This is a genomic window from Pseudoalteromonas sp. SR44-8, from assembly GCF_014163635.1.
Classification (GTDB): Bacteria; Pseudomonadota; Gammaproteobacteria; order Enterobacterales; family Alteromonadaceae; genus Pseudoalteromonas; species Pseudoalteromonas rhizosphaerae.
Map to the genome: position 1 here is coordinate 67,103 of NZ_JACJDS010000003.1, position 20,574 is coordinate 87,676.

The 20,574-nt window shown below is 39.6% G+C and carries 20 protein-coding genes; 8 read left to right on the top strand and 12 right to left on the bottom strand.

The window, feature by feature from the left end:
• Positions 1-4: 4 nt before the first annotated feature.
• The 3 genes from H5183_RS01970 to H5183_RS01980 all read right to left on the bottom strand — a co-directional run bounded on the left by H5183_RS01970 (position 5) and on the right by H5183_RS01980 (position 3,361).
• Positions 5-1,300: a hemolysin family protein gene (locus H5183_RS01970; protein ID WP_145234413.1), complete on the bottom strand. Its 1,296-nt coding sequence runs from the start codon at positions 1,298-1,300 to the stop codon at positions 5-7.
• 131 nt (positions 1,301-1,431) lie between these two features.
• Positions 1,432-2,124, bottom strand: coding sequence for an ABC transporter substrate-binding protein (locus tag H5183_RS01975; protein WP_145234415.1), 693 nt, complete (start codon positions 2,122-2,124; stop codon positions 1,432-1,434).
• A gap of 124 nt (positions 2,125-2,248) precedes the next feature.
• Positions 2,249-3,361, bottom strand: a complete 1,113-nt coding sequence (locus tag H5183_RS01980) for an arginase family protein (protein ID WP_182730783.1) — start codon at positions 3,359-3,361, stop codon at positions 2,249-2,251.
• 429 nt (positions 3,362-3,790) lie between these two features.
• On the opposite strand from H5183_RS01980, the gene udp reads away from it, so the two are divergent.
• Positions 3,791-4,546 carry a uridine phosphorylase gene (gene udp, locus H5183_RS01985; RefSeq protein ID WP_149979966.1) on the top strand — a complete coding sequence of 252 codons (756 nt, stop codon included), beginning with the start codon at positions 3,791-3,793 and terminating at the stop codon, positions 4,544-4,546.
• Here udp and cdd read toward each other — a convergent pair.
• The 3 genes from cdd to ppc all read right to left on the bottom strand — a co-directional run bounded on the left by cdd (position 4,527) and on the right by ppc (position 8,927).
• Positions 4,527-5,459, bottom strand: coding sequence for a cytidine deaminase (cdd, locus tag H5183_RS01990; RefSeq protein ID WP_182730784.1), 933 nt, complete (start codon positions 5,457-5,459; stop codon positions 4,527-4,529). The genes udp and cdd overlap by 20 nt on opposite strands.
• Positions 5,460-5,507: 48 nt before the next feature.
• Complete coding sequence (locus H5183_RS01995) at positions 5,508-5,885, bottom strand: hypothetical protein (protein ID WP_145234423.1); 378 nt, start codon at positions 5,883-5,885, stop codon at positions 5,508-5,510.
• A 396-nt stretch (positions 5,886-6,281) separates the two neighbouring features.
• On the bottom strand, positions 6,282-8,927 hold the full coding sequence (ppc, locus tag H5183_RS02000) for a phosphoenolpyruvate carboxylase (RefSeq protein ID WP_145234425.1): 2,646 nt from the start codon (positions 8,925-8,927) through the stop codon (positions 6,282-6,284).
• A gap of 220 nt (positions 8,928-9,147) precedes the next feature.
• On the opposite strand from ppc, the gene H5183_RS02005 reads away from it, so the two are divergent.
• Genes H5183_RS02005 through H5183_RS02015 form a run of 3 tightly spaced genes read left to right on the top strand, consistent with a single transcriptional unit; the run spans position 9,148 to position 10,871 of the window.
• The gene (locus H5183_RS02005) at positions 9,148-9,513 is read left to right on the top strand and encodes a thiol-disulfide oxidoreductase DCC family protein (protein ID WP_182730785.1); all 366 of its coding nucleotides are present in this window, start codon (positions 9,148-9,150) and stop codon (positions 9,511-9,513) included.
• Positions 9,513-10,247, top strand: a complete 735-nt coding sequence (locus H5183_RS02010) for an SDR family NAD(P)-dependent oxidoreductase (protein WP_182730786.1) — start codon at positions 9,513-9,515, stop codon at positions 10,245-10,247. Before H5183_RS02005 ends, H5183_RS02010 begins: the two co-directional genes overlap by 1 nt.
• 9 nt (positions 10,248-10,256) lie before the next feature.
• Positions 10,257-10,871 (top strand): flavin reductase family protein, encoded by a 615-nt coding sequence (locus tag H5183_RS02015; RefSeq protein ID WP_145234432.1) that lies wholly within the window; start codon positions 10,257-10,259, stop codon positions 10,869-10,871.
• 186 nt (positions 10,872-11,057) lie between these two features.
• Here the strand turns inward: H5183_RS02015 and H5183_RS02020 are convergent, their stop codons facing one another.
• Positions 11,058-11,867, bottom strand: coding sequence for a peptidase S8 (locus tag H5183_RS02020; RefSeq protein WP_145234434.1), 810 nt, complete (start codon positions 11,865-11,867; stop codon positions 11,058-11,060).
• 515 nt (positions 11,868-12,382) lie between these two features.
• Here H5183_RS02020 and H5183_RS02025 point away from each other — a divergent pair.
• Positions 12,383-13,357, top strand: coding sequence for a transposase (locus tag H5183_RS02025; RefSeq protein ID WP_182730787.1), 975 nt, complete (start codon positions 12,383-12,385; stop codon positions 13,355-13,357).
• A gap of 250 nt (positions 13,358-13,607) precedes the next feature.
• On the opposite strand, the gene H5183_RS02030 is transcribed toward H5183_RS02025, so the two are convergent.
• Positions 13,608-14,693: a Xaa-Pro peptidase family protein gene (locus H5183_RS02030; protein ID WP_182730788.1), complete on the bottom strand. Its 1,086-nt coding sequence runs from the start codon at positions 14,691-14,693 to the stop codon at positions 13,608-13,610.
• Positions 14,694-15,358: 665 nt separating this feature from the next.
• On the opposite strand from H5183_RS02030, the gene H5183_RS02035 reads away from it, so the two are divergent.
• Complete coding sequence (locus H5183_RS02035) at positions 15,359-16,210, top strand: GNAT family N-acetyltransferase (protein WP_182730789.1); 852 nt, start codon at positions 15,359-15,361, stop codon at positions 16,208-16,210.
• A 39-nt stretch (positions 16,211-16,249) separates the two neighbouring features.
• Here the strand turns inward: H5183_RS02035 and H5183_RS21695 are convergent, their stop codons facing one another.
• A complete protein-coding gene (locus H5183_RS21695; protein ID WP_257326910.1) occupies positions 16,250-16,441 on the bottom strand; it encodes a hypothetical protein in 192 nt (63 codons plus the stop codon).
• Positions 16,442-16,923: 482 nt separating this feature from the next.
• Between H5183_RS21695 and H5183_RS02045 the strand changes: the two genes are divergently transcribed.
• On the top strand, positions 16,924-18,144 hold the full coding sequence (locus H5183_RS02045) for a Xaa-Pro peptidase family protein (RefSeq protein ID WP_182730790.1): 1,221 nt from the start codon (positions 16,924-16,926) through the stop codon (positions 18,142-18,144).
• 143 nt (positions 18,145-18,287) lie between these two features.
• Complete coding sequence (locus tag H5183_RS02050; protein ID WP_182730791.1) at positions 18,288-18,941, top strand: DsbA family oxidoreductase; 654 nt, start codon at positions 18,288-18,290, stop codon at positions 18,939-18,941.
• Between the two features lie 74 nt (positions 18,942-19,015).
• Here the strand turns inward: H5183_RS02050 and H5183_RS21700 are convergent, their stop codons facing one another.
• From H5183_RS21700 to H5183_RS02060, 3 genes are read right to left on the bottom strand one after another with little or no spacing between them, the layout of a single operon-like run.
• The gene (locus tag H5183_RS21700; protein ID WP_310736575.1) at positions 19,016-19,522 is read right to left on the bottom strand and encodes an SIMPL domain-containing protein; all 507 of its coding nucleotides are present in this window, start codon (positions 19,520-19,522) and stop codon (positions 19,016-19,018) included.
• Positions 19,523-19,542: 20 nt separating this feature from the next.
• Positions 19,543-19,755, bottom strand: a complete 213-nt coding sequence (locus H5183_RS21705; RefSeq protein ID WP_259397082.1) for an SIMPL domain-containing protein — start codon at positions 19,753-19,755, stop codon at positions 19,543-19,545.
• A gap of 47 nt (positions 19,756-19,802) precedes the next feature.
• Positions 19,803-20,303 (bottom strand): ATP-binding protein, encoded by a 501-nt coding sequence (locus tag H5183_RS02060; protein ID WP_182730792.1) that lies wholly within the window; start codon positions 20,301-20,303, stop codon positions 19,803-19,805.
• Positions 20,304-20,574: the final 271 nt, after the last annotated feature.

Genomic DNA, 20,574 nt, shown 5'->3' on the forward strand with positions numbered 1-20,574 from the left:
TTTATTATAAGGCTGGTTCTACCGGTAGTATTTTAGACACCAATAACTGTTCAACTCGGATCCCTTCAACATCCACAACTTCAAATTTAAAACCTGCGTATTGAATATATTCTGCTCGTTTAGGAATTCGCTTCATGGTATAAATTAAAAATCCGGCAACAGTTTCATAATGCATTTGATCTGGAAATTCATCCACACCGAGTACTTTTGCCAACTCAACGGCTGGGGTTAAACCATCAACTAACCATGAATTTGCATCACGTGCGATAATTAATTCATCACCATTATGGGTGATCAAATCTCCCATAAAGCCTTTCATCAGATCTTTAACTGTCACAATTCCCACGACAAGTGCGTATTCATTTACCACCACAGCGAAGGGTTTTGCTGCGCCTTTAAAGGCATTTAATGCCTCTGACAAACTCAGTGTTTCTGGTAGATAAAAAATCTCTTTTTCGAGCATTTCGTCGTTAATATTCGCTGCATCGCCTTTGAGCACTTGGCGAAGAATATCTTTTGATTCAACTGAGCCAATTAATTTATCTAAATTGCCATTGCATACCAAAAAATGATTATGTGGATGATCAATGATTTTGCCCGAAATACCATCGCTGGCTTCGTTAATATCAAAGTAGACTATTTGATCTCTAGGTGACATTACACTCGATAAAAAGCGCGCTTCTAAATCAAATACATTACCAATTAAATCATATTCTTGTTGTTGTAAGCTACCATATTCTGCGCCTGCATCCATCATTGCGACTATGTCTTCGGTAGTTACAATGTCTTCACGCTCTGCCGGCACATTGAATAAGCGTAAAACAATATTAGTTACACCATTAAAAAACAATACCAACGGTGTTAATGCATACGTTACCCAACGCATAATCGTGACTACGCGAACCGCAACAGCCTCTGGCAGGATCATAGCTAAGCGTTTTGGTAATAAATCAGCAAATAAAATAAACAATGAAGTAATTGTCAAAAACGACAGTAAAAAGCTAATTTGCGCAAGTAACGGTCCTTGATAAAACAACACAAGTACACTTTCAACATAAGGTGAAAGCGCTTGTTCGCCCACTATACCGCCTAAAATAGCAATTGCATTAAGGGCAATTTGGATCATGGCAAAAAAAGCACCGGGTTGCTCTTGCAGCTTTAATACTGCAGCCGCTTTAGCATTGCCTTCGTCCGCCATGACTCTTAATTTAATTTTACGTGATGCTGCGATGGCGATTTCCGACATAGCAAATAACGCACTGATCAAGATTAATAAACCAATCCCGATTAAGTCACCCATTTATAACTCCAAAAATAAGCGCTTTTATAAGCAAAAGCAGCTGGATTATAACCTCTTTTAAAGGTTGGGCAATTTAAATTTAATTAATATTAAAAGTAATTAAATATCAGTACATTACCAACAATAAAAGCTTACTGATACGCGTTGAATGCGTTGCTGAGTTTGGTTTGAGTTGGCTTATCTAGCGCTTTGTTACAAGCAAAATACAGTGCTGGTTGCGTGATCTTGAGTCTTAAAATTGGTGTTAACTTGTCAGTAACCTGCCTTTTAGACTGTTCAAATTTAACGCGTTGTTCAGGTAATACGACGATATCGATAGTGCTTTGACGGCTTTGAACTATTTTAAAAATATTATCAAAACTATTCATCAGCATTAGATTTACACCTTCTTCAAAGCCCTGTGATAATAAAAAGTGATGGCTGTAATTATCTTTTAATACCGCAATTCGGTATTGCTTTGCTTGCTCTAGGGAATCGATAACGATGCTTTTCGAATTCAAAGCATAAAGATAAGTGTTCAACTGTGCTAATTCTGCAATCCAAATAAATTGCTTTTCACGAGAAGTTGAGCGCGCCATAGAAAAAATGCACGTTTGCGGATCGCGCAGTACCATATTAAATGCAGTACTCCAACTATGCACTGAAATTGTATAATCGAGTGTTGAAGAAGCTAACACCATTTGAACTTTATCAGCGATATAGCCAACAAGCTGTTCATTTTCATCAATATATTGAGCAGGCGGAAAGTTTTCTGTAACTATGTTTAATTTAGCTACAGTTTGACTACTTAAGATTATTAATAAAAAATAACACCACTTAGCCACTCTTACCCCACCGATTATTATTTTAAGCCTCTCTTGATGTAAATTAAATATAACGGCAAATAGCTGATTTGTGAATTAAAAAAGCAGCATGCCTCAGCATGCTGCTTATATTAACTGTTATTGACTATGCGCGGTTCATGGCATTAATTAAAAATGCTGAAATTTTTGCACCTTCTCTAAGCGTTGTATCTGAACTCGATTGACCAATCAGTGAACTGTCAGTAAATGGGGCAATTTCCATCATATCAGCGCCAGTGATCGGAAATTCATCAGCCAAAGCAACCAAGATATCCAAAGCATGCTGCGGCGTTAAACCGTTCCCTTCGGGTGTGCCTGTTGCTGATGCAAACTCTTCATCGAGGGCGTCAATATCAAAGCTGACGTAGAGTTCATCAACATTATCAGCTTTAAGCTGAGCAATTACTTCTGCGGCAATTGCCGGCGCGCCTCGTTCGATGATCTCATGGGCCCAATGTTGTTTAACGCCAAAGGTAGATTCCCAGTGTTCTTTTGGCTTACCGCTTGAACGAATACCAAATTGGATCAGATGATGTGGTGCAGGTAAAAACTCTAAAATATGCGTGCACCACGAGCCAAAACATAAATCGATACCTAAACGCTCAACGAGTAAATCGGTATGCGCATCAAAGTGAATAATCGCAGTGCGTTTACCTTGCGCACGCTTTGCCTTCAAATACGCTTTAGTTAACGGGTAACTAATTGAATGATCACCACCAATACCAAAAATGCCTTTATCAGTAAACGTTGCATAAAAGCTATCGCATACATCTTCAGTGATAGACAACGGGCTGACATAATACTCACTGCTTGGATTATCATATAATGCCTGTTGGCAATTACTGATAGTCGCGTCGTTTAAATATTTATCATGCAATAAATGTGGAATAACCCTTACATCACCTAAATCAAACGACTTTGCCTGAGGCTGCTGATCAATCAATGCTGAACGTAAAAACAACGGCCCCCAGTTGGCGCCGCGTAAAATGCCACCACCACAGTCAGAGCTAATGCCTAAAGTCACCGCTTTATGCTCACTTTGACTAAGTGTATCGAGTGATACACGCCATAGCGTATCGACATTATCTTCTTGTCCATACAGTTTCATACGCAGCGCCGCTTTACGTTCTTTTGCAGTATTAACCGTAAAAACGCCATCGCCCGGCGGACATAAACAGTGCTCAACTTTACTTTTAAATGTGTGCCATTGTGTGCTCATTGCAATTCCTTACTGTGTGCTTTTGCGTAGTTATGCAAAAGAGCGTTGTTGAAAATAAAATTAATAAAAGATTCACGCGCCGATTTTCACTCGCAATTTTATTACTCTCGCCGCTTTAGCTACATTTTAAATAACTATATAAATCTCTATAATAACAATTGGTTATACTTATTCGTCCAACAACGTATAAACTAAAATAGAGTGCCTAGTAGGATTGATATAGTGTCTATGAATACAAGTCAACTACCGGCGATGACACAAATTAAAGTCAGTTGCTTGAATATTCAAAGAGAATGAATAAATTTGATAACGGACATCCGTCCTGTACAAGGCAATGCATTGTAGTAATTATGCTAAATTGACAACAACTCTTTATAAATTAGCGTTATTAACTGACGTTAGAACAAAAGTTATAAATAAGGCCCCGCTATGGAAAAGGTATTTCACTTAGGACTCACCCGCGACGATCTACACGGTGCAAAACTTGCAATTGTACCGGGCGATCCAGATCGTGCAGCACGTATTTCAACTTTTCTCGAAAACCCAACTTGCCTCGTCCAAACCCGAGAATTTCATGCTTACTTAGGTCAACTTAACGGTAACTCTGTGGTTATTTGCTCAACCGGTATTGGTGGTCCTTCAACCTCCATTGCAGTAGAAGAGCTGGCGCAATTGGGAGTTGAAACATTCTTACGAATTGGCACAACTGGCGCTATTCAACCTCATATTAATGAAGGTGATATTTTAATCAGCCAAGCATCTGTGCGTTTAGATGGTGCGAGCCAACATTTTGCGCCATTGAACTACCCTGCGGTGTCTGACTTTTTCGCCACACAAGCGATGGTAAATGCGTGCGGTAATTTAGGCATTGATTTTCATATTGGTATTACTGCATCAAGCGATACTTTTTACCCAGGTCAAGAACGTTACGACACTTACTCGGGTTATGTACCAAAAGCATTTCAAGGTAGCTGTGAAGAATGGCAAAAGCTGGGCGTGATGAACTATGAAATGGAATCAGCAACCTTATTTACAATGTGTGCAGCACTGGGGCTAAAAGCAGCCTGTGTAGCTGGTGTGTTGGTTAATCGTACTCGCCAAGAAATCCCCAATGTAGATCACGGCGAGATTGAGAAAAAATCAGTCGCCGTGGTACTAGAAGCCGCTAAATTGCTGTTGGCTTAATATTTAAACTTATACTTTGTAGTACTGGCAATTCGGTGTAACTTGCCAGTACTGCTTGACTGACACTCAACTGATTTCCCTTGCCCTGCGTTTGTAGTAACTCAATCCCTTTGACAACATCTTTAGTCATTGCCAAACCGGCTAAATGCAATTGACTCACCGCACTTTGCAGTGGTGATAAGCTCGGGCTATACGCGGCATTTTCCGCATAACAACCATAAAAATTGCCATTTTCGAAAGTACTAATTTTCACTGCGCTGTAATTTTCAGAGTAAGGTACATATGCAGCCAACGCATAACTTAGCAACGTTTTATCCAGTTCATCAGTTACAACAAATTCATGCTGTTGTGGAGCAGGGTTAAACAAACTATAAGAATTACCTAAATCTTGCGGGCCAAATGAGTGAGGGAGCAAATCAGCCAGCTTGAATTGCTGCTGCGGTAATAAAATATCAAAGCTCTGCGCATCAGCCAACTCATTCATAAATTGACGACAATAACCACATGGCGCATCACTGATAGCAATTTTAGCTATTTTTTTCGCGCCATTGAGCCAAGCGTTGTTAATTGCCGATTGTTCAGCATGAACCACTAAGCTTAATGCTTGTTGTGCAAATTCAACATTCGCCCCAAAATAAAAATGTTGCTCACCATGTTTATCGTAGCCAACTACAATTGCCCCAACAAAAAAATGTGAAATAGGCACAACTGCAAATTTTGCAGCAATAGGTAAACAGGCACGCAGTATAACCTCGACAGGTTGCTTATATTGCGCGCACAAAGCTGTAATATCAGCGGTATTTAAAATACCCTTGTGCTGTTTTACGTGAAGATATAACTGCTGCTGTTGTTTTTCACTGAAGCTAAAAACGCAGCTAGTTTGAGTACTTACTGTAGGCGTTAATGAAGACATAGACTAGTTTTATGATTTAATGGCTAACTAGTTTAGAAGGTTCAACGCTTAAATGCTAGGTTGATTTACTAACCAATTTTTCGCGCTGTTAAAACAATCAAAGTTTTCTGCCTTTATATCAAAGCGTTGTGCTTTTTGCAAAAACAAATCGTGCATAAAACCATCAAAACTAACGACGCGAGCAATAAAGCAACTAGCTAACCACTGAGATACTGCTGGCATAATAGTCAGCAGTTCACTTGCCGGAAATTTATGCGTTAATTCAGACACATCAACGAGTAACTTATTACTGCCGTAAATAGATACGTACTGCTGCGCGATTTGATAAAAGTTCATCACATCCTGTGCACTTGCCGTCCCTCTTAGCGTCATCATTATTAATGACGTAGATGCATCATACGTGATGCAAGTAGACACATTTGACATATTACTACTCAATTATTAATACACTTACCATTATGGCAAAACAGCCGACATTCTAGATAAAAAAAACAGACAGTCAATATCTAGTAGCAAATCAGGTCTGACCAGAGCGTTAATACAGAATAAAGGATGGTTTTTTTTGCTAAAATGATACCAAAAAATACCTTGTTGTAACTAAGTTATAACCTGAAACAGCTTAACGATAGGAAGTAACTGTATTCAATACATCTAAGCTGAACTAAGATTAAATAAGATGTTTAATGCGGATAAATATAACTTACTTGGTAATATATGCGCCAAACCTTACCAGCACAGCGCACTGTTAGTGCTCAATTAACTAATTAATGGACCTCTCGCTGCTAAACACAGCAAAGAAGTCCACACTTAATTATTGGATAATCAACCGGTATTACGCATACCTGCGGCAATCCCAGTCATAGTAATCATTAACGCGTTATCAATGTCACCAGAGCTGCCTTCTGCCGCTTCGCGCGAACGTTTTAACAACTCAACTTGAAGCACATTCAATGGATCCGTATACGGGTTGCGCAAACCAATAGACTCTTTTATCCAAGGTTGATCGGCAAGCAAACTTTGCTGTGGACTTAACGATTGTACCAGTGAAATAGCCTGCTTGAGCTCTTTACGCAGTTTTTCACCTAGTGGTTTGTATTGCTCTTCAACTAAAGCGTCGTCGTAATGCGCACTTAACCAACAGTCCGCTTTACTGAATACCATTTCAAGCATTTCTAGACGGGCTCTGAAAAACGGCCAGCGTTGACTCATCTCATTAAGGGTGTCTATGCCGTGTTTTTCAAGTGCAGCTTGTAAACCAGTTAGTGCCCCAAGCCATGCTGGTAGCATTAAGCGATTTTGACTCCAAGCAAAAATCCACGGAATAGCTCGCAGGCTTTCAACACCACCATTGGGATTACGCTTTGCTGGACGCGAACCAAGCGGTAATTTTGATAGTTCCTGCTCTGGTGTTGCCATTCTAAAGTACGGCACAAAGTCTTCATCAAAACGCACTACATTACGGTAATGCTCACATGACTTTTCACTGATCAACGCCATTACATCACGCCATTCATCTTTTGGCTCTGGTGGTGGTAACAAATTACTTTCAAGCACAGCACCGGCATAGATGTTTAGACTTTCCAGCGCCACATTAGGTAGGCCAAACTTAAAGCGGATCATCTCCCCTTGTTCGGTAACACGCAGGCCACCTTTGAGTGAACCTGGTGGCTGTGAACGCAAGGCTTGCGCAGCAGGTGCGCCACCACGGCCAACAGTACCACCACGGCCATGGAATAATATCAGCTCAATACCACGTTGCTCTGCCAATTGTACAAGCTTATCCATTGCCTCGTATTGCGCCCACCCGGCAGCCATCATCCCAGCATCTTTGGCTGAATCTGAGTAACCTATCATAACATTCTGTATGCCCTCAGCTTGGCCTCGATACCAGTTATTATCTAGCAATTGAGTAATAACATCGCTGCCTGCATTTAAGTCATCTAAGGTTTCAAATAATGGCGCAACAGGCAGTTTAAAACTACAACCACTTTCTTTTAATAGCAGTTGTACTGCTAATACATCAGAGGCTGTGCGTGCCATTGAAATAATATATAAACCAAACGTCGACGCATCTTGCTTGGCGATTACATCAAAGGTGTCGAGGACTTCTTTTACATCAGCGCTTGGTTGCCAATGTTTAGGAATAAGCGGGCGACGAGAGTTAAGCTCGGCTAATAAAAATGCCTGCTTATCTTCTTCTTGCCATTGGTCGTAATCACCTAAACCTAAATAACGAGTGAGCTCTGAAAATACCTGACTGTGGCGTGATGAGTCTTGGCGCACATCTAGTTTAGCTAAACGAATACCAAAGCTATTAATACGACGTAACACGTCTAATAATAAGCCATTGGCTACCACCGCAATGTTACTCTTAAGCAAAGAACGGTAGCATGCCTCAAGCGGCTGCTTTAACTGCTCAATGTCAGTGACGATGTCTTGTGCATCGGTGCGCTTATTCATAATTTTAGCGCCAAGATGAGCAACGGTTTCACTCACTTGCGCTTTGAGTACTTTTAATACCGCACGATACGGTTCAAAATCTTGTCTAGCGAGCTCGACTAGCTCATCACTGGCTTGTGACATAGAAAGCTCAGTGCTTAAAGTGTCGATATCGCGACTGTATAAATCCAGTGCCATCCAGCGCCCATGATCCAGCACTTGCTGCGTCACTAATGCTGTTACAAATGGATTGCCATCGCGATCGCCCCCCATCCATGAGGTAAATTCAACGGGGCTGTAATCGTTTGGTAACTCTAAATCAAGGTGCTCTTTTACTTCTTTATTAAAGTCTCGTAAAAAACGCGGAACGGCATGCCATAGGCTATTTTCGATAACTGCAAAACCCCATTTTGCTTCATCAATTGGGGTTGGACGTGAACGACGGATGTCGTCTGTATGCCATGCTTGGCTGATCAACTGTGCGATACGGTTTAATATATTTTCACGCTCATAAGGCAGGTTATCGGTACGCTCAAGAGCTGCTAAACAATCACTTAATTCAACGTGTTTGTTAATAATTGTACGGCGAGTTACTTCAGTTGGGTGTGCAGTTAAAACTAAATTGATATGCAGTTTAGCTAAACTTTCTGCGATTTCATTGGGATTTATTTTACCCTGCTGTGCGTGGCTAGCTAATGCTTTTAAAGTTTGTGTTAACGGGCTTAGCTGACAAAAACCCACGTCATTAAAACGAGAAATAGTATGAAACTGCTCTGCAACATTGGCTAGATTCAAAAAGTGATTAAAAGCACGTGCCACTGGCAGTAACTCTTCATCGGTTAAAGCATGCAGAACATTAATTAAGGTATGGCGGTCTTGCTCGTTTCCTGTGCGGGATGACTTAGCTAAAGCTCGAATTTCTTCTACTTTATCTAAAATCGCTTGTCCTTGGGCGTCTTTGATTGTTTGGCCTAATAATTGCCCCAATAAATTAACGTTCCCACGCAAGGCGGCATATTGTTCACTCATTCCTGATACTCCATTGTTGATGTTTATACCATAAAGGTACTAATAATAAGCCGTGTTCAATTTTTAAGTGTGGAGTGTAAAATGCGGTAAAAAATCGACACTTTGCTTACCTTTATATTTGTAAGACTCTATTAATATCATCCAAATGGATAATTTAACAGATCCAAGGCTTATTCTATTTCGTAACAAGACATAATGAATCGATGAATTTTGAGTAACTATGATTATTTTTTACGATGGTAATTGCCCGCTTTGTGTTAAAGAAATGGATTCACTTAAGCGTGCTGACACACACAACAAAATAATACTCGAAGATATAAATAAAGATGATTTTGAGCAGCGCTTTATAAACATAAAACGCCACGATGCCATGGCGTTTTTGCATGGCCAGCGTGATAACGGTGAAATGATTTACGGATTAGATGTCACATTTGAAGCATGGCAAACGGTTGGCCGTCATTCATGGCTAAAGCTGCTACAATTACCCATAATACGCTTTATTGCCGATTTAGGTTATCGCCTGTTTGCTAAGTACCGCAGACAGATCACACGCATTTTCTGTCAATCAAGTTGTGGGATAAAATAATGACTAACGCTTATATTATTTTCGGTGCAAGTAGTGAAATTGCAAATGCGTATCTAAAAGAAATTGCCAAACACGATCCACAGGCTATGGTTTTTTGTGTAAGTCGCAGCTCTATCGACACATCCGCTGTCGGTATTGTTGTTGAGCAGTTTGTTTGTGACTATTCCAAAGCACGCTTAAGTGAATTAACAAACTTACTTAAAGAGCGCGCAATATACCCAACTCAGGTAGTTATTTTTAACGGCCAGCTACATTATGCGCAATCTATGCCTGAAAAAAAACTCGACGATATCGATGAGCATTATTTCAATACCTTACTCAACACCAATACATTGACTCCTATTTTGTGCCTGCAAGCAATCGCGCCGCTACTTAGCCACAAAACACCTTGTACCATAACGGCCTTAAGTGCGCGAGTAGGTAGTATTACAGACAATAACTTAGGCGGCTGGTACAGCTACCGCGCCTCAAAAGCAGCACTTAATATGTTATTCAAAACAGCAGCTATTGAACTGCAACGACGCGCAAAACAAACACGTTTAATTCTTTTTCATCCGGGCACAACAGATACTAATTTATCTAAGCCGTTTCAAAAAAATGTACCCGCAGGTAAGCTCTTTACACCTGAGTTTGTAGCATCACAACTTTATACTCTTTTACAACAACCTGAACAGCTCACTGAGGTAGGTCAACCCGCCTACATTGATTGGCAAGGTGAGCACATACACTGGTAAGGATAAACCATGCACTTTACAACAGACGCCATTAGTCAGTTAGATAAACACTACCGTACGCATTTAATAAACTCACTATCTGGTTTTAAAAGTGCCAACTTAATTGGTACTCAAGATAGTGCAGGCAACACCAACTTAGCAATTGTAAGTTCGGTTATTCACCTTGGCGCGCATCCACCGCTTGTAGGTATGATTATGCGCCCACATAGTGTACCTCGTCATACTTTCGAGAATATTTTAGCAACCGGTGTTTACACTATTAACCAAGTGAATAGCGAGATTGTGGAACAAGCTCACCAGACTTCTGCCCGTTACGATAAAAATGAATCTGAATTTGATGCTACAGGCCTTACAACCGAGTATCTGGCTAATTTTTCGGCTCCGTTTGTTGCTCAAAGCCGTTTAAAGTATGCAGTTAAATTTGTTGAGCATCAACACCTTGCCGTAAATGGCACTGAGTTAGTAATCGGTGAGATTATAGACTTACATGTTGAAGACTCAGCAATTTTAGAGGATGGTTTTATCGATTTAGAGTCAATCAACACCGTCACCATTAGCGGCTTAGATAGTTATCACAAAACACACGCTATAACGCGTCTACCCTATGCTAAAAAACCTCGTTAAATAGAGCAGCTGAGCTTTGAAAATGATTGTTAAGAGTGTCATATATACTTTGAATAATTAAATATCATACTTTGATACGGTTGTTAACACTGCGCTATGGAGTAAACCTCAGCAGCAAGTGCAACGTATTATATTGAAAGTCGCAACTACCTTACAATAGACTGTTTTGGTAATTGCGACCCACACTTAAAATATTATTTTAAACATTTCTAATGAGCAAGGATACATTGCATTACAACCTATAACTGTAGGCAGAACATTGGTTCCAAAACCACCATTATTGACCGCTTGTACGTAATAACCATTAATCGATTTAAGCGCGATGTTGTCACCATTTTGAATTAATGCACCAGGGTTATTTGGTAATTCTATAGTGAACGTTTCCCATATTGATGCCGCAGTTCGGTTTGCATTAAGTGCAGCCCCACCACCTTGCTCTGCCACAAAATAGTATCCTGATGTTGTTTGGATATGTATTTCATCACCACTTAGCAAATCACCGCCATTAATATCTATTAAATTAAATTGCTCCCATGGACCAATTGCAAGACGATTTGCATTCACTGTATCCCCCCCATTATTCTCAGCCACAACGTAATATTGGCCACCTGTTTCTAGGGAGATATTGTTTAATATAGTGGGGTTACATGGTAGCGTGGTAAAAGTGAGATCTTCACCTTGCAGTGTTGATCTGGGCGGTTTTGGATCACCATGAAACCGAAAATGATACTGCGTTCCACAATCTAAATTAGCTACTTGCGCACTCACAGGGCCATTAACTCCTGCGGGTGTGACTAAAACACTAAAGCCATAGTTTGTGGTTTCACCATAATCAATTATTTCACCACTTAAGCCAATAGTAGATGCCGAATAACCATTTAACTGCGCCGATGTTGTCGTAATATTGCTTGCAGGTTGTGTTGTGTACTGCGTACCAGCATGCGCAATCGATGCCGTACCAAGTAAAACCACAAATAAAAGTTTTGAAGTAATCATTGTCGAGTTCCTGTGACGTTTACGCTGCTAGGATTAACAGCCCTATAAGCGTAAACGTCGACATGAAATAAAACATTACACCTTATTACAAGTCGCATAATGATAAAAAACTTACATGACACCCATTTAAATCTAAATTCAACAAAAACTTACATGACACCCACTTAAATCTAAATTCAATACATAAACTTACATGACACCCACTTAAATCTAAATTCAATACATAAACTTACATGACACCCATTTAAATCTAAATTCAGCAACTGATTCCAATTCAATCCCATTATAAAGTTGCAGTCCTATATAAAGTAAAAACTTATATGACACCCACTTAAATCTAAATTCAGCAACTTATTCCAATTCAAACCCATCATAAAGTTACAATCCTATATAAACTTACATGACACCCATTTAAATCTAAATTCAACAACTGATTCCAATTCAAACCCATCATAAAGTTGCAGTCCTATATAAAGTGACTAGTATTTTTATAGAAACACAACATTGGAGGTTTTATGGCAATCGCTCGAAAAAGACAAATTAGCCTAAGTGATACTCGCTACTATCACTGTATATCTCGTTGCGTAAGAAAAGCTTATTTATGTGGCATAGACAAGCATACGGGCCAATCGTATGAGCACCGCAGAGAATGGGTTGAAGATAAAATTATAATGCTCGCTTCAATATTTTGTATTGATGTATGCGCCTATGCTGTGATGAGTAATCATACACATATCATCCTTCATGTAGATAATAATAAAGCTAACCGCCTAAATGATAAAGCCATTGCTTTACGCTGGCACAAAGCATTTAAAGGTACTTTATTAACTCAACGCTTTGTGAAAAATGAGGTGCTCTCTACTGTCGAACTGCAATTAGTAAAGTCTAGCATTGGAGAATATCGTTCAAGGCTAATGGACATTAGCTGGTTTATGCGATCACTTAATGAGTACATTGCTCGCAAAGCTAATAAAGAAGATAATTGTAAAGGTAGATTTTGGGAGGGACGCTTTAAATCTCAAGCTTTACTTGATGAGTCAGCACTAGTGGCTTGTATGGCCTATGTCGATCTAAACCCAATCCGTGCTGGAACCGCTTCATCACCTGAAAACTCAAATTATACAAGTATTAAAAAACGTATTGCAGCAGCACAAAATGCCAAACAACCTAGGTCCTTATTTCGCTTTGCAGGTTTAACGACAAAACACACTGTAAATGGTTTGCCTTTTGAACTGAACTCTTACCTAAACCTTGTTGATAAAACAGGGCGCTGCATAAGAACAGATAAAACAGGTTATATAGATCATTCTTTGCCACCGCTACTAGAGCAGCTAAACATATGCCCTGAAAACTGGCTAAAAATCACCAGTAAGTTTACTAAAGTCTTTCATGGTGCTGTTGGTAAACCAGATGCAATTGACCGGTATTGTGAACACCAACACTTTAAACGACGAAGTAACCTCAAAAATTGCGAAAAACTATTAGCGTAATACCATATAAAACAACTCTTTACTTTTTTATCAGCTCAAGGCTGAAGCTTATGCTGCCAGTTATTTGCTATATTCGCCCCAAAATACACATTTATTATTCTGTGAAGAGTTTTTTAATATCATTAGACACATAAAAACTCATGTAACTGTATTGAAGTTGGGTGTCATTTTAATTTTTAAAAGTAGTGGATGTCTTTTAACTTATCTTTTAAATTAAAACTAACCTACGTTGTATCTACAATTTACAATATCACAGCTCCAATTCGAATGGTTTGGGAGCATGAGTTAATATTTCATAGCCTGTTGGTGTAATTAAAATATCTTCTTCAAGGCGCACACCACCAAAATCAGGAATATAAATACCAGGCTCGATGGTGATCACATTGCCAACTTCTAATTGATGTTTACAGTTTATATTTATAAAAGGCTGTTCATGTAAAAATAATCCGAGCCCATGACCAAGCCCTTGTCCTGCATATTTACCAAAGCCTGAGGCGTCTAACATTTGTTGCGATACGTTTTGTAAATCAACACAATTAACACCGGGACTAAGTAAATCAATTGCCGCTTGTTGCGCAGTTACAACAGTATTGTATATTTGGGTTTGTTTTGTAGATGCTTTCCCTAACACATAACTGCGAGTCATGTCTGAGCGGTAACCGTTAACAACCGCACCAAAATCCAAAGTAATAAAATCCCCCTCTTTGAGCTGGCGGTCACTTGGGCTGCCATGTGGTAAAGAGGTACGTTCAGCAAACATTAAAATGGTCGCAAATGACATCCCCTCAGAGCCTAATTTTTGCATTCTAAACTCAAGCTCTAGCGCTAAATCTCGCTCACTTACACCAGCTTTAAAAAACGGTAATGTTTGTGCCAATGCATCATCAGCAATGGCGGCGGCAGCTTTGATTTGCGTTACTTCCCATTCAGTTTTGACCATGCGCTGACGTTCAACTAGTCCTTGAATTGGTAATAATGTATGACCACTCAAATCATTCGCTACTTGCTGCCAAAGCGCCACATTAATAAATGCAGCATCAAAACCTAAACGGCTGTTAGCTGGTAAAAACCGATTAATACAATCGCCTAAACTTTCGTTATCACGGTCACGGCTGATCACTTCAAAACCATGGCACTCTGCTTGTGCTCGCTCAAAGTAGCGATAATCGGTAATTAGTACACAGCTTGTTTGCGTCACTATTGCATACGCGGCATTACCACTAAAACCACTTAAATAGCGAATATTCTCATGACCTAATAGTAAAATGGCGGTTAAATTTTCGCTTGTTAATTGTTGTTTTAAAGTCTGTTGGCGCTGAAAAAGCTGACTGTTCATCGAAATATAAATCCTAGTTTTAAGGGATCGCTTGGCTCAATTAGACAATATATGTTTAGCAATTACAAATACACTTACGCAAACTACTTCGGTGAAAAGCTAATGCAGCGCAAGCACTTACAGATGTACCCGTTGAGCGCTCCTATCCTCAACAAAAATATAAATATCTAACACCTTTACTTAGTTGTCGGAATCAATAAATAACATTTGAGTCATGATTATTTTTTTGTATACAGTATATCCTTGCGTTTTTTGGCGCAATAGCGTTGATAAAAATACCGATCCGCTCCTACTCAGTTTCAAGGCTGGTTCACTTTTTAACAAGAATATGACTTATTATTGCAAAGCAGCTTACTAAATATTTTATGCTCATGATTGCCGCCAATTAGTAAAGCATCAGCCATTAAACTTTATGCATCACTCCCATCGGTTTCACCTTAATCCAACAGATATCGGCTGAAAATAGCACCCATAAGTTACAAATAGCTTTGATTTCTTGAAACTAATAAATAGTAACAAATGTGTAACGAGAAATAGACTAAAAAAGAGTTAATTATTTAGGACTTTATTGATACAAAATAGTTGTTCTATTTATAATCATCATTTTAAGTTTATAGCTGCTAGATTAAAAAACTAAGTCGATAGAATAACTAATAGGGGTTAACATGCAAGATCAAGCCTTCACTATCAAAGTAATGACAGAAAAAGAAGTGGGCATTGCCATTGACTGGGCAGCGAAAGAAGGCTGGAATCCAGGCCTGCACGACGCTCATAATTATTATAAAGCTGATCCCAATGGTTTTTTAATCGGCTACCTTGGTGATGAAGCGATCGCTACAATTTCGGTTGTAAAATACGATAGCAGTTTTGCATTTTTAGGCTTTTATATTGTTAAACCTGAATATCGTGGCAAAGGTTACGGCATGCAGATTTGGCAAGCCGGTCTTGCCTACCTTAAACACTGCAATATTGGTCTTGATGGGGTGATTGAACAGCAGGATAACTATAAAAAATCAGGATTTAAACTGGCTTACCGTAATATTAGATTCGAAGGTTCTGGTGGTGGTTATGCTCCTGAGAATTTAGAAACTATAGAACTGGCAACCTTGCCCTTTGCAGATATAAAAGAGTATGACAAAACATTATTTCCCGCGGATAGATCTGGCTTTACTCAAAACTGGATATATCAACCTAACAGTAAAGCATTAGGTATTTTAGAAAATGGTCGGTTAGCTGGGTATGGCGTGATCAGAGCTTGTCGCGAAGGCTTTAAAATAGCTCCACTATACGCAAATACAGCTAAATTAGCAGAGTCTCTTTTTATAGCATTAAAAACATCAACACGTTATGACGAAACGATATACCTTGATATACCCGAAGTTAATCAAGCCGCACTAGCTTTAGCAGAACACCATAACATGAAGCCATCATTTGAAACTGCAAGAATGTACACCAAAGAAAAGCCACATTTACCTCTGGACAAAGTATTCGGTGTAACATCTTTTGAAATAGGCTAAATACTATTTAGCTATGAGTTTATCGCGCAGTGCATTGGTTTAGCCGCCAGCTAATAAAATATACATACGAACATAACATTCTAAATTTTTACTATATATTAAACAACTAACGGGTTTTTGGGCCCTTGCGCGGCTGTAGAGTTTGCCATAAAAGCGGCTATTTAAACCGTCAGTCGCGAGGTGGGTGTCATCTAAACCTGCCTCATCTAAACCGGTCTTATCTGAACCCATGGCAAATTCTAGCCCTGTTAAATAAGTTCAGCATAAATTAAACCTTAGTCGGTTAGACTTTTAATTGAGTGGCTTAGCAGTTCGGCTTTTAGTGATGCGCGCAGGTCGAACATTTCATCAATCTGCGAAACAGACAGTTACATGGCAGTTACGCCTTTATGAGCTTCAAAAATAACCAATCCTTGAGCTTCACGCACTCGAATGCGAGTACAAAATTGCCTATTATCAAACGGCTTAGTTTTAGGTCATATTCATCGTTATTTGCCGCGAAACCAAACATAAAATCTGTATTTTTATTTTAATACAATAATTTAGAGTAAACAAAAAACTCCGTGAGAGTAGAGCTAATAGCCCAAAGAGTTAAAACCATCCACCACAGATTAATTTACAATCCAATTGTATGAGCCGCTTTTCAACGCAACTCGCTTGCAGTACAGCAGTGGCGCAAGCACAATAGCCAAATACAAATAAAGGAGAGCACCATGACAATATTTGGTATTGGTACCCAAACTAAAGAGCAGGCATTAGCCAGCCTAAGTGATATGACAGGCGATTTGACGGCTATTCAAGCTGATGAACACTTAGCACGTATCGCCAATGCACAAACCTATATGCAAGCGAATGGCATTGATGCGATTTATCTAAACGCAGGCACTAACCTTGCCTATTTTACAGGCATGCGTTGGTATGCAAGCGAGCGACTGGTAGGTGCTATTTTACCTGCCAAGGGCGACTTACAATACATTGCCCCGTATTTTGAAATTGGCTCACTTAATGGTTTTAAAGTAATTGATGGACCAATTCGTGGCTGGCAAGAGCACGAAAACCCCTATGCATTATTTGTAAATATAATCACCGAAATGGGCATTGCAGCCAATGGTACTGTGGGAATTGACGAAAGCGCACAATTCTTTATTTTTGACGGTATCAATAAAGCGCAAACTGGCTTAAACCTAGTCAATGCACAACCTGTGACCGCTCATTGTCGAATGCATAAATCAGCCAACGAGCTGGCACTGATGCAACGCGCTATGGATATGACGTTAGCGGTTCACCAAGCAACTGCAAGTATGTTACACGAAGGAATCAGCACCACCGAAGTTGAAGCGTTTATCAAGCAAGCACACCAAAAAGTAGGTGCTCCAGGTAACTATTTTTGCATCGTATTATTTGGCGTTGCAACCTCGTTCCCACATGGCGTGAAAGACCCGCAAATTCTTAAAAAAGGCGATATGGTACTGATTGATACTGGCTGTAAAGTACATGATTATTTATCAGATATTACCCGCACCTATGTGTTTGGTGAGGCCACAGAGCGCCAACGCCAGTTTTGGGATTACGAAAAAGCCGCGCAAATCGCCGCCTTCAACGCCGCTAAAATCGGTGCTCCTTGTGAGGCCGTTGATGCTGCAGCACGCAGTTATTTAGCTGCACAAGATTTAGGTCCTGAATATCAAACCCCAGGTTGTCCGCATCGCACCGGTCACAGTATTGGTTTAGACATTCACGAATGGCCTTATTTAGTCGGTGGTAACAAAACCCCACTCGCAGCAGGCATGTGTTTTAGTAACGAACCTATGCTAGTTGTACCCGATGAATTTGGCGTTCGCTTAGAGGATCATTTTTACATGACCGACAACGGCCCTAAGTGGTTTACCGAGCCGGCTCACAGCATTGACGACCCATTTGGTTTAGCAGGTTAATTTAACTTAAATTAGCTTATCCCTAAAGCTGCACGGTAAGCCCCCTGCCATGTAGCTTTATAAAAACTAACAATAGCCCCCCTTGAATTTACTCACCCTCGCCTGCATATCCCTGTTACATTTTGTAAAAAATAGGCTCACTGATGAAAAAGCTTAAAATCGACATAGTTTCAGACGTTATGTGCCCATGGTGCATTATTGGTTATAAAAACCTTGAAACAGCCCTTGCGCAATTAAGTGACGAATTTACAGCTGAGATCAGCTGGAAGCCATTCGAACTAAATCCAGACATGCCTGTTGTTGGCCAAGATTTACATGAGCATTTAGCACTAAAATACGGCCTCACTGAAGAACAAGGTGACGAAAACCGTAAACGTATTTTAGAGATGGGCGAGCAAGCAGGCTTTGATTTTAACTTTGACGGCAAACGAATCATGATCAATAGTTTTGATTTACATCGTTTACTGACATGGGCTGCCACTGAAGGCAAGCAAACTGAATTAAAACTGGCATTTTTTAAAGCGCACTTTACTGATTTAGTTTATTTAAATGAGCAAGATACGCTGCTTGATGTAGTGCAAAGCGTTGGCCTTGATAGAGCCCGCGCAAAAGAAATTTTAGACTCTGGTGAGTATTTCCAAGAGGTTCGTAGCGAGCAAAGTGCGCTACAACAGATGGGCATTACCTCAGTGCCAACTTTTATCATTAACGAGCAATACGCCCTCACTGGCGGCCAACCAAGTGACGCATTTGTGCAAGCCTTTAAACAAATCGCCGAGCAAGAAGCACAGCAGTAAAATAAAAAGCCATGTAACAACTATTGGGGGTCACTTCAACTAAGTTACGTGGCTTTTTACCTTATGTGCCAATCTTAGGGTGCTGTTGAATCAGTTAGTTCTAAATCAAATACGGCACTGACTGATGCCGAAAAAACAATATTTTCCTGCAAGTACTTACCAGGGCTTGTAAATTGCTGAGTCCGATTACCGCTCACTACAATTCGATCAATAGCTTGATTTTCGCCATACCGATTAAAACTATTATTGGCAGCCGAGTTGATACTATAAATACTCCCAAGCTTAGTACCAAATGCCTTGGCTAATGAGCTGGCTTTCTCTTTTGCATCATTCACAGCCATCGCATTGACTTGTGCTTTTAAAGCCTTCGCTGCTGATGATTTTAGCTCTATACTTTTAATTGCATCAATTTTTACGCTCAGTGCAATATCCAGGAGTGCATTCAAGCGCTTAATATCCGTTAATGTTACTTTAATACTGCGGTTAGCTGTATAGCCTTCCAATTGCTGTTTATCGCTCTCGGTATACGAATAGCTCGGCTGCGTGTTAATGCTTGAAGCAGAAACATTTTTCTCATCAATATTAAACTTAGAGAGGCCAGCTAAAAACTATTGATCCGATTATCAACATCCTTTTTCGCATCTAAACTAGAGACTTGTAAACTTTCCACCTCGAGGTTAATCACAGCAATATCAGGCTTTACTTTTAACTGCGCCTCCCCGGTGACTACAATATGTTGGTTATCTGGCAAAGCCGTATTTGCATTGACAAATGAGGCAAAAGCTAAGAACGCAAAAAGACTAACGTAATTCATAATTTCCCTTTCAAAAAAACCAGTAAATACGTAAGAGCATGGCAACCTTACAGCGTTTCTTTATCAATTACTTTAATATTGTAAAACTCACTATCGCTTGGCTCTTCGAAATATTGAGTAACGTGATTAAACACAGCTTCAGTGTCAAATGCAGCTCTATTTGGTTGTTCAATGCATCGCCGGGCAATTTGCTGAAGGCATGACTCATTCGATACTTTTAAGTAAGTAAACTCAATATTAGCTTGTATTTCAGTAGCTAAAATTTTTAACCATGCTCGCTGTTTTTTTGTATTAGCAGAGAAGTCCATAACCACAGTCGCGCCAGCTTGCAGAATATTTTGAACATGAATTTTGAGTAAAGACCTCAATAAACCAGAGTAGTTAATATAATCTTCAAACGACTTGATTTGGTCAGGGTAAAGTGTAGCCAACCAGTCATCTTCACTGATAAGCACGGCATTTCGTTCAAGAGCTATTTTTTTAGCTTCGGTTGATTTACCTGCCCCCATTTTGCCACAGAATAACAGTAAAGATCCCGCTACCACCATGAACCGTTCTCCTTGTTGTATTTTGATTTCTAAGCAAATAACTTAAAACAAGCTGTAAAGATATAGCACTGTATTAAGTATCACATGAGTCTTAAAAGTTAAGCTAATTTTAAGATGGGTGTCTGCGTAAATAAGCTAATTTTAAGATGGGTGTCTGCGTAAATATTGTGTTATTACACAACCCAATTTAAAGACACCCACTTTAAACTAATGACTGTTTTTTCTTGAACCAGCTAACTATAAGCATGGCTCTTCCCTGTTACATTCCTTT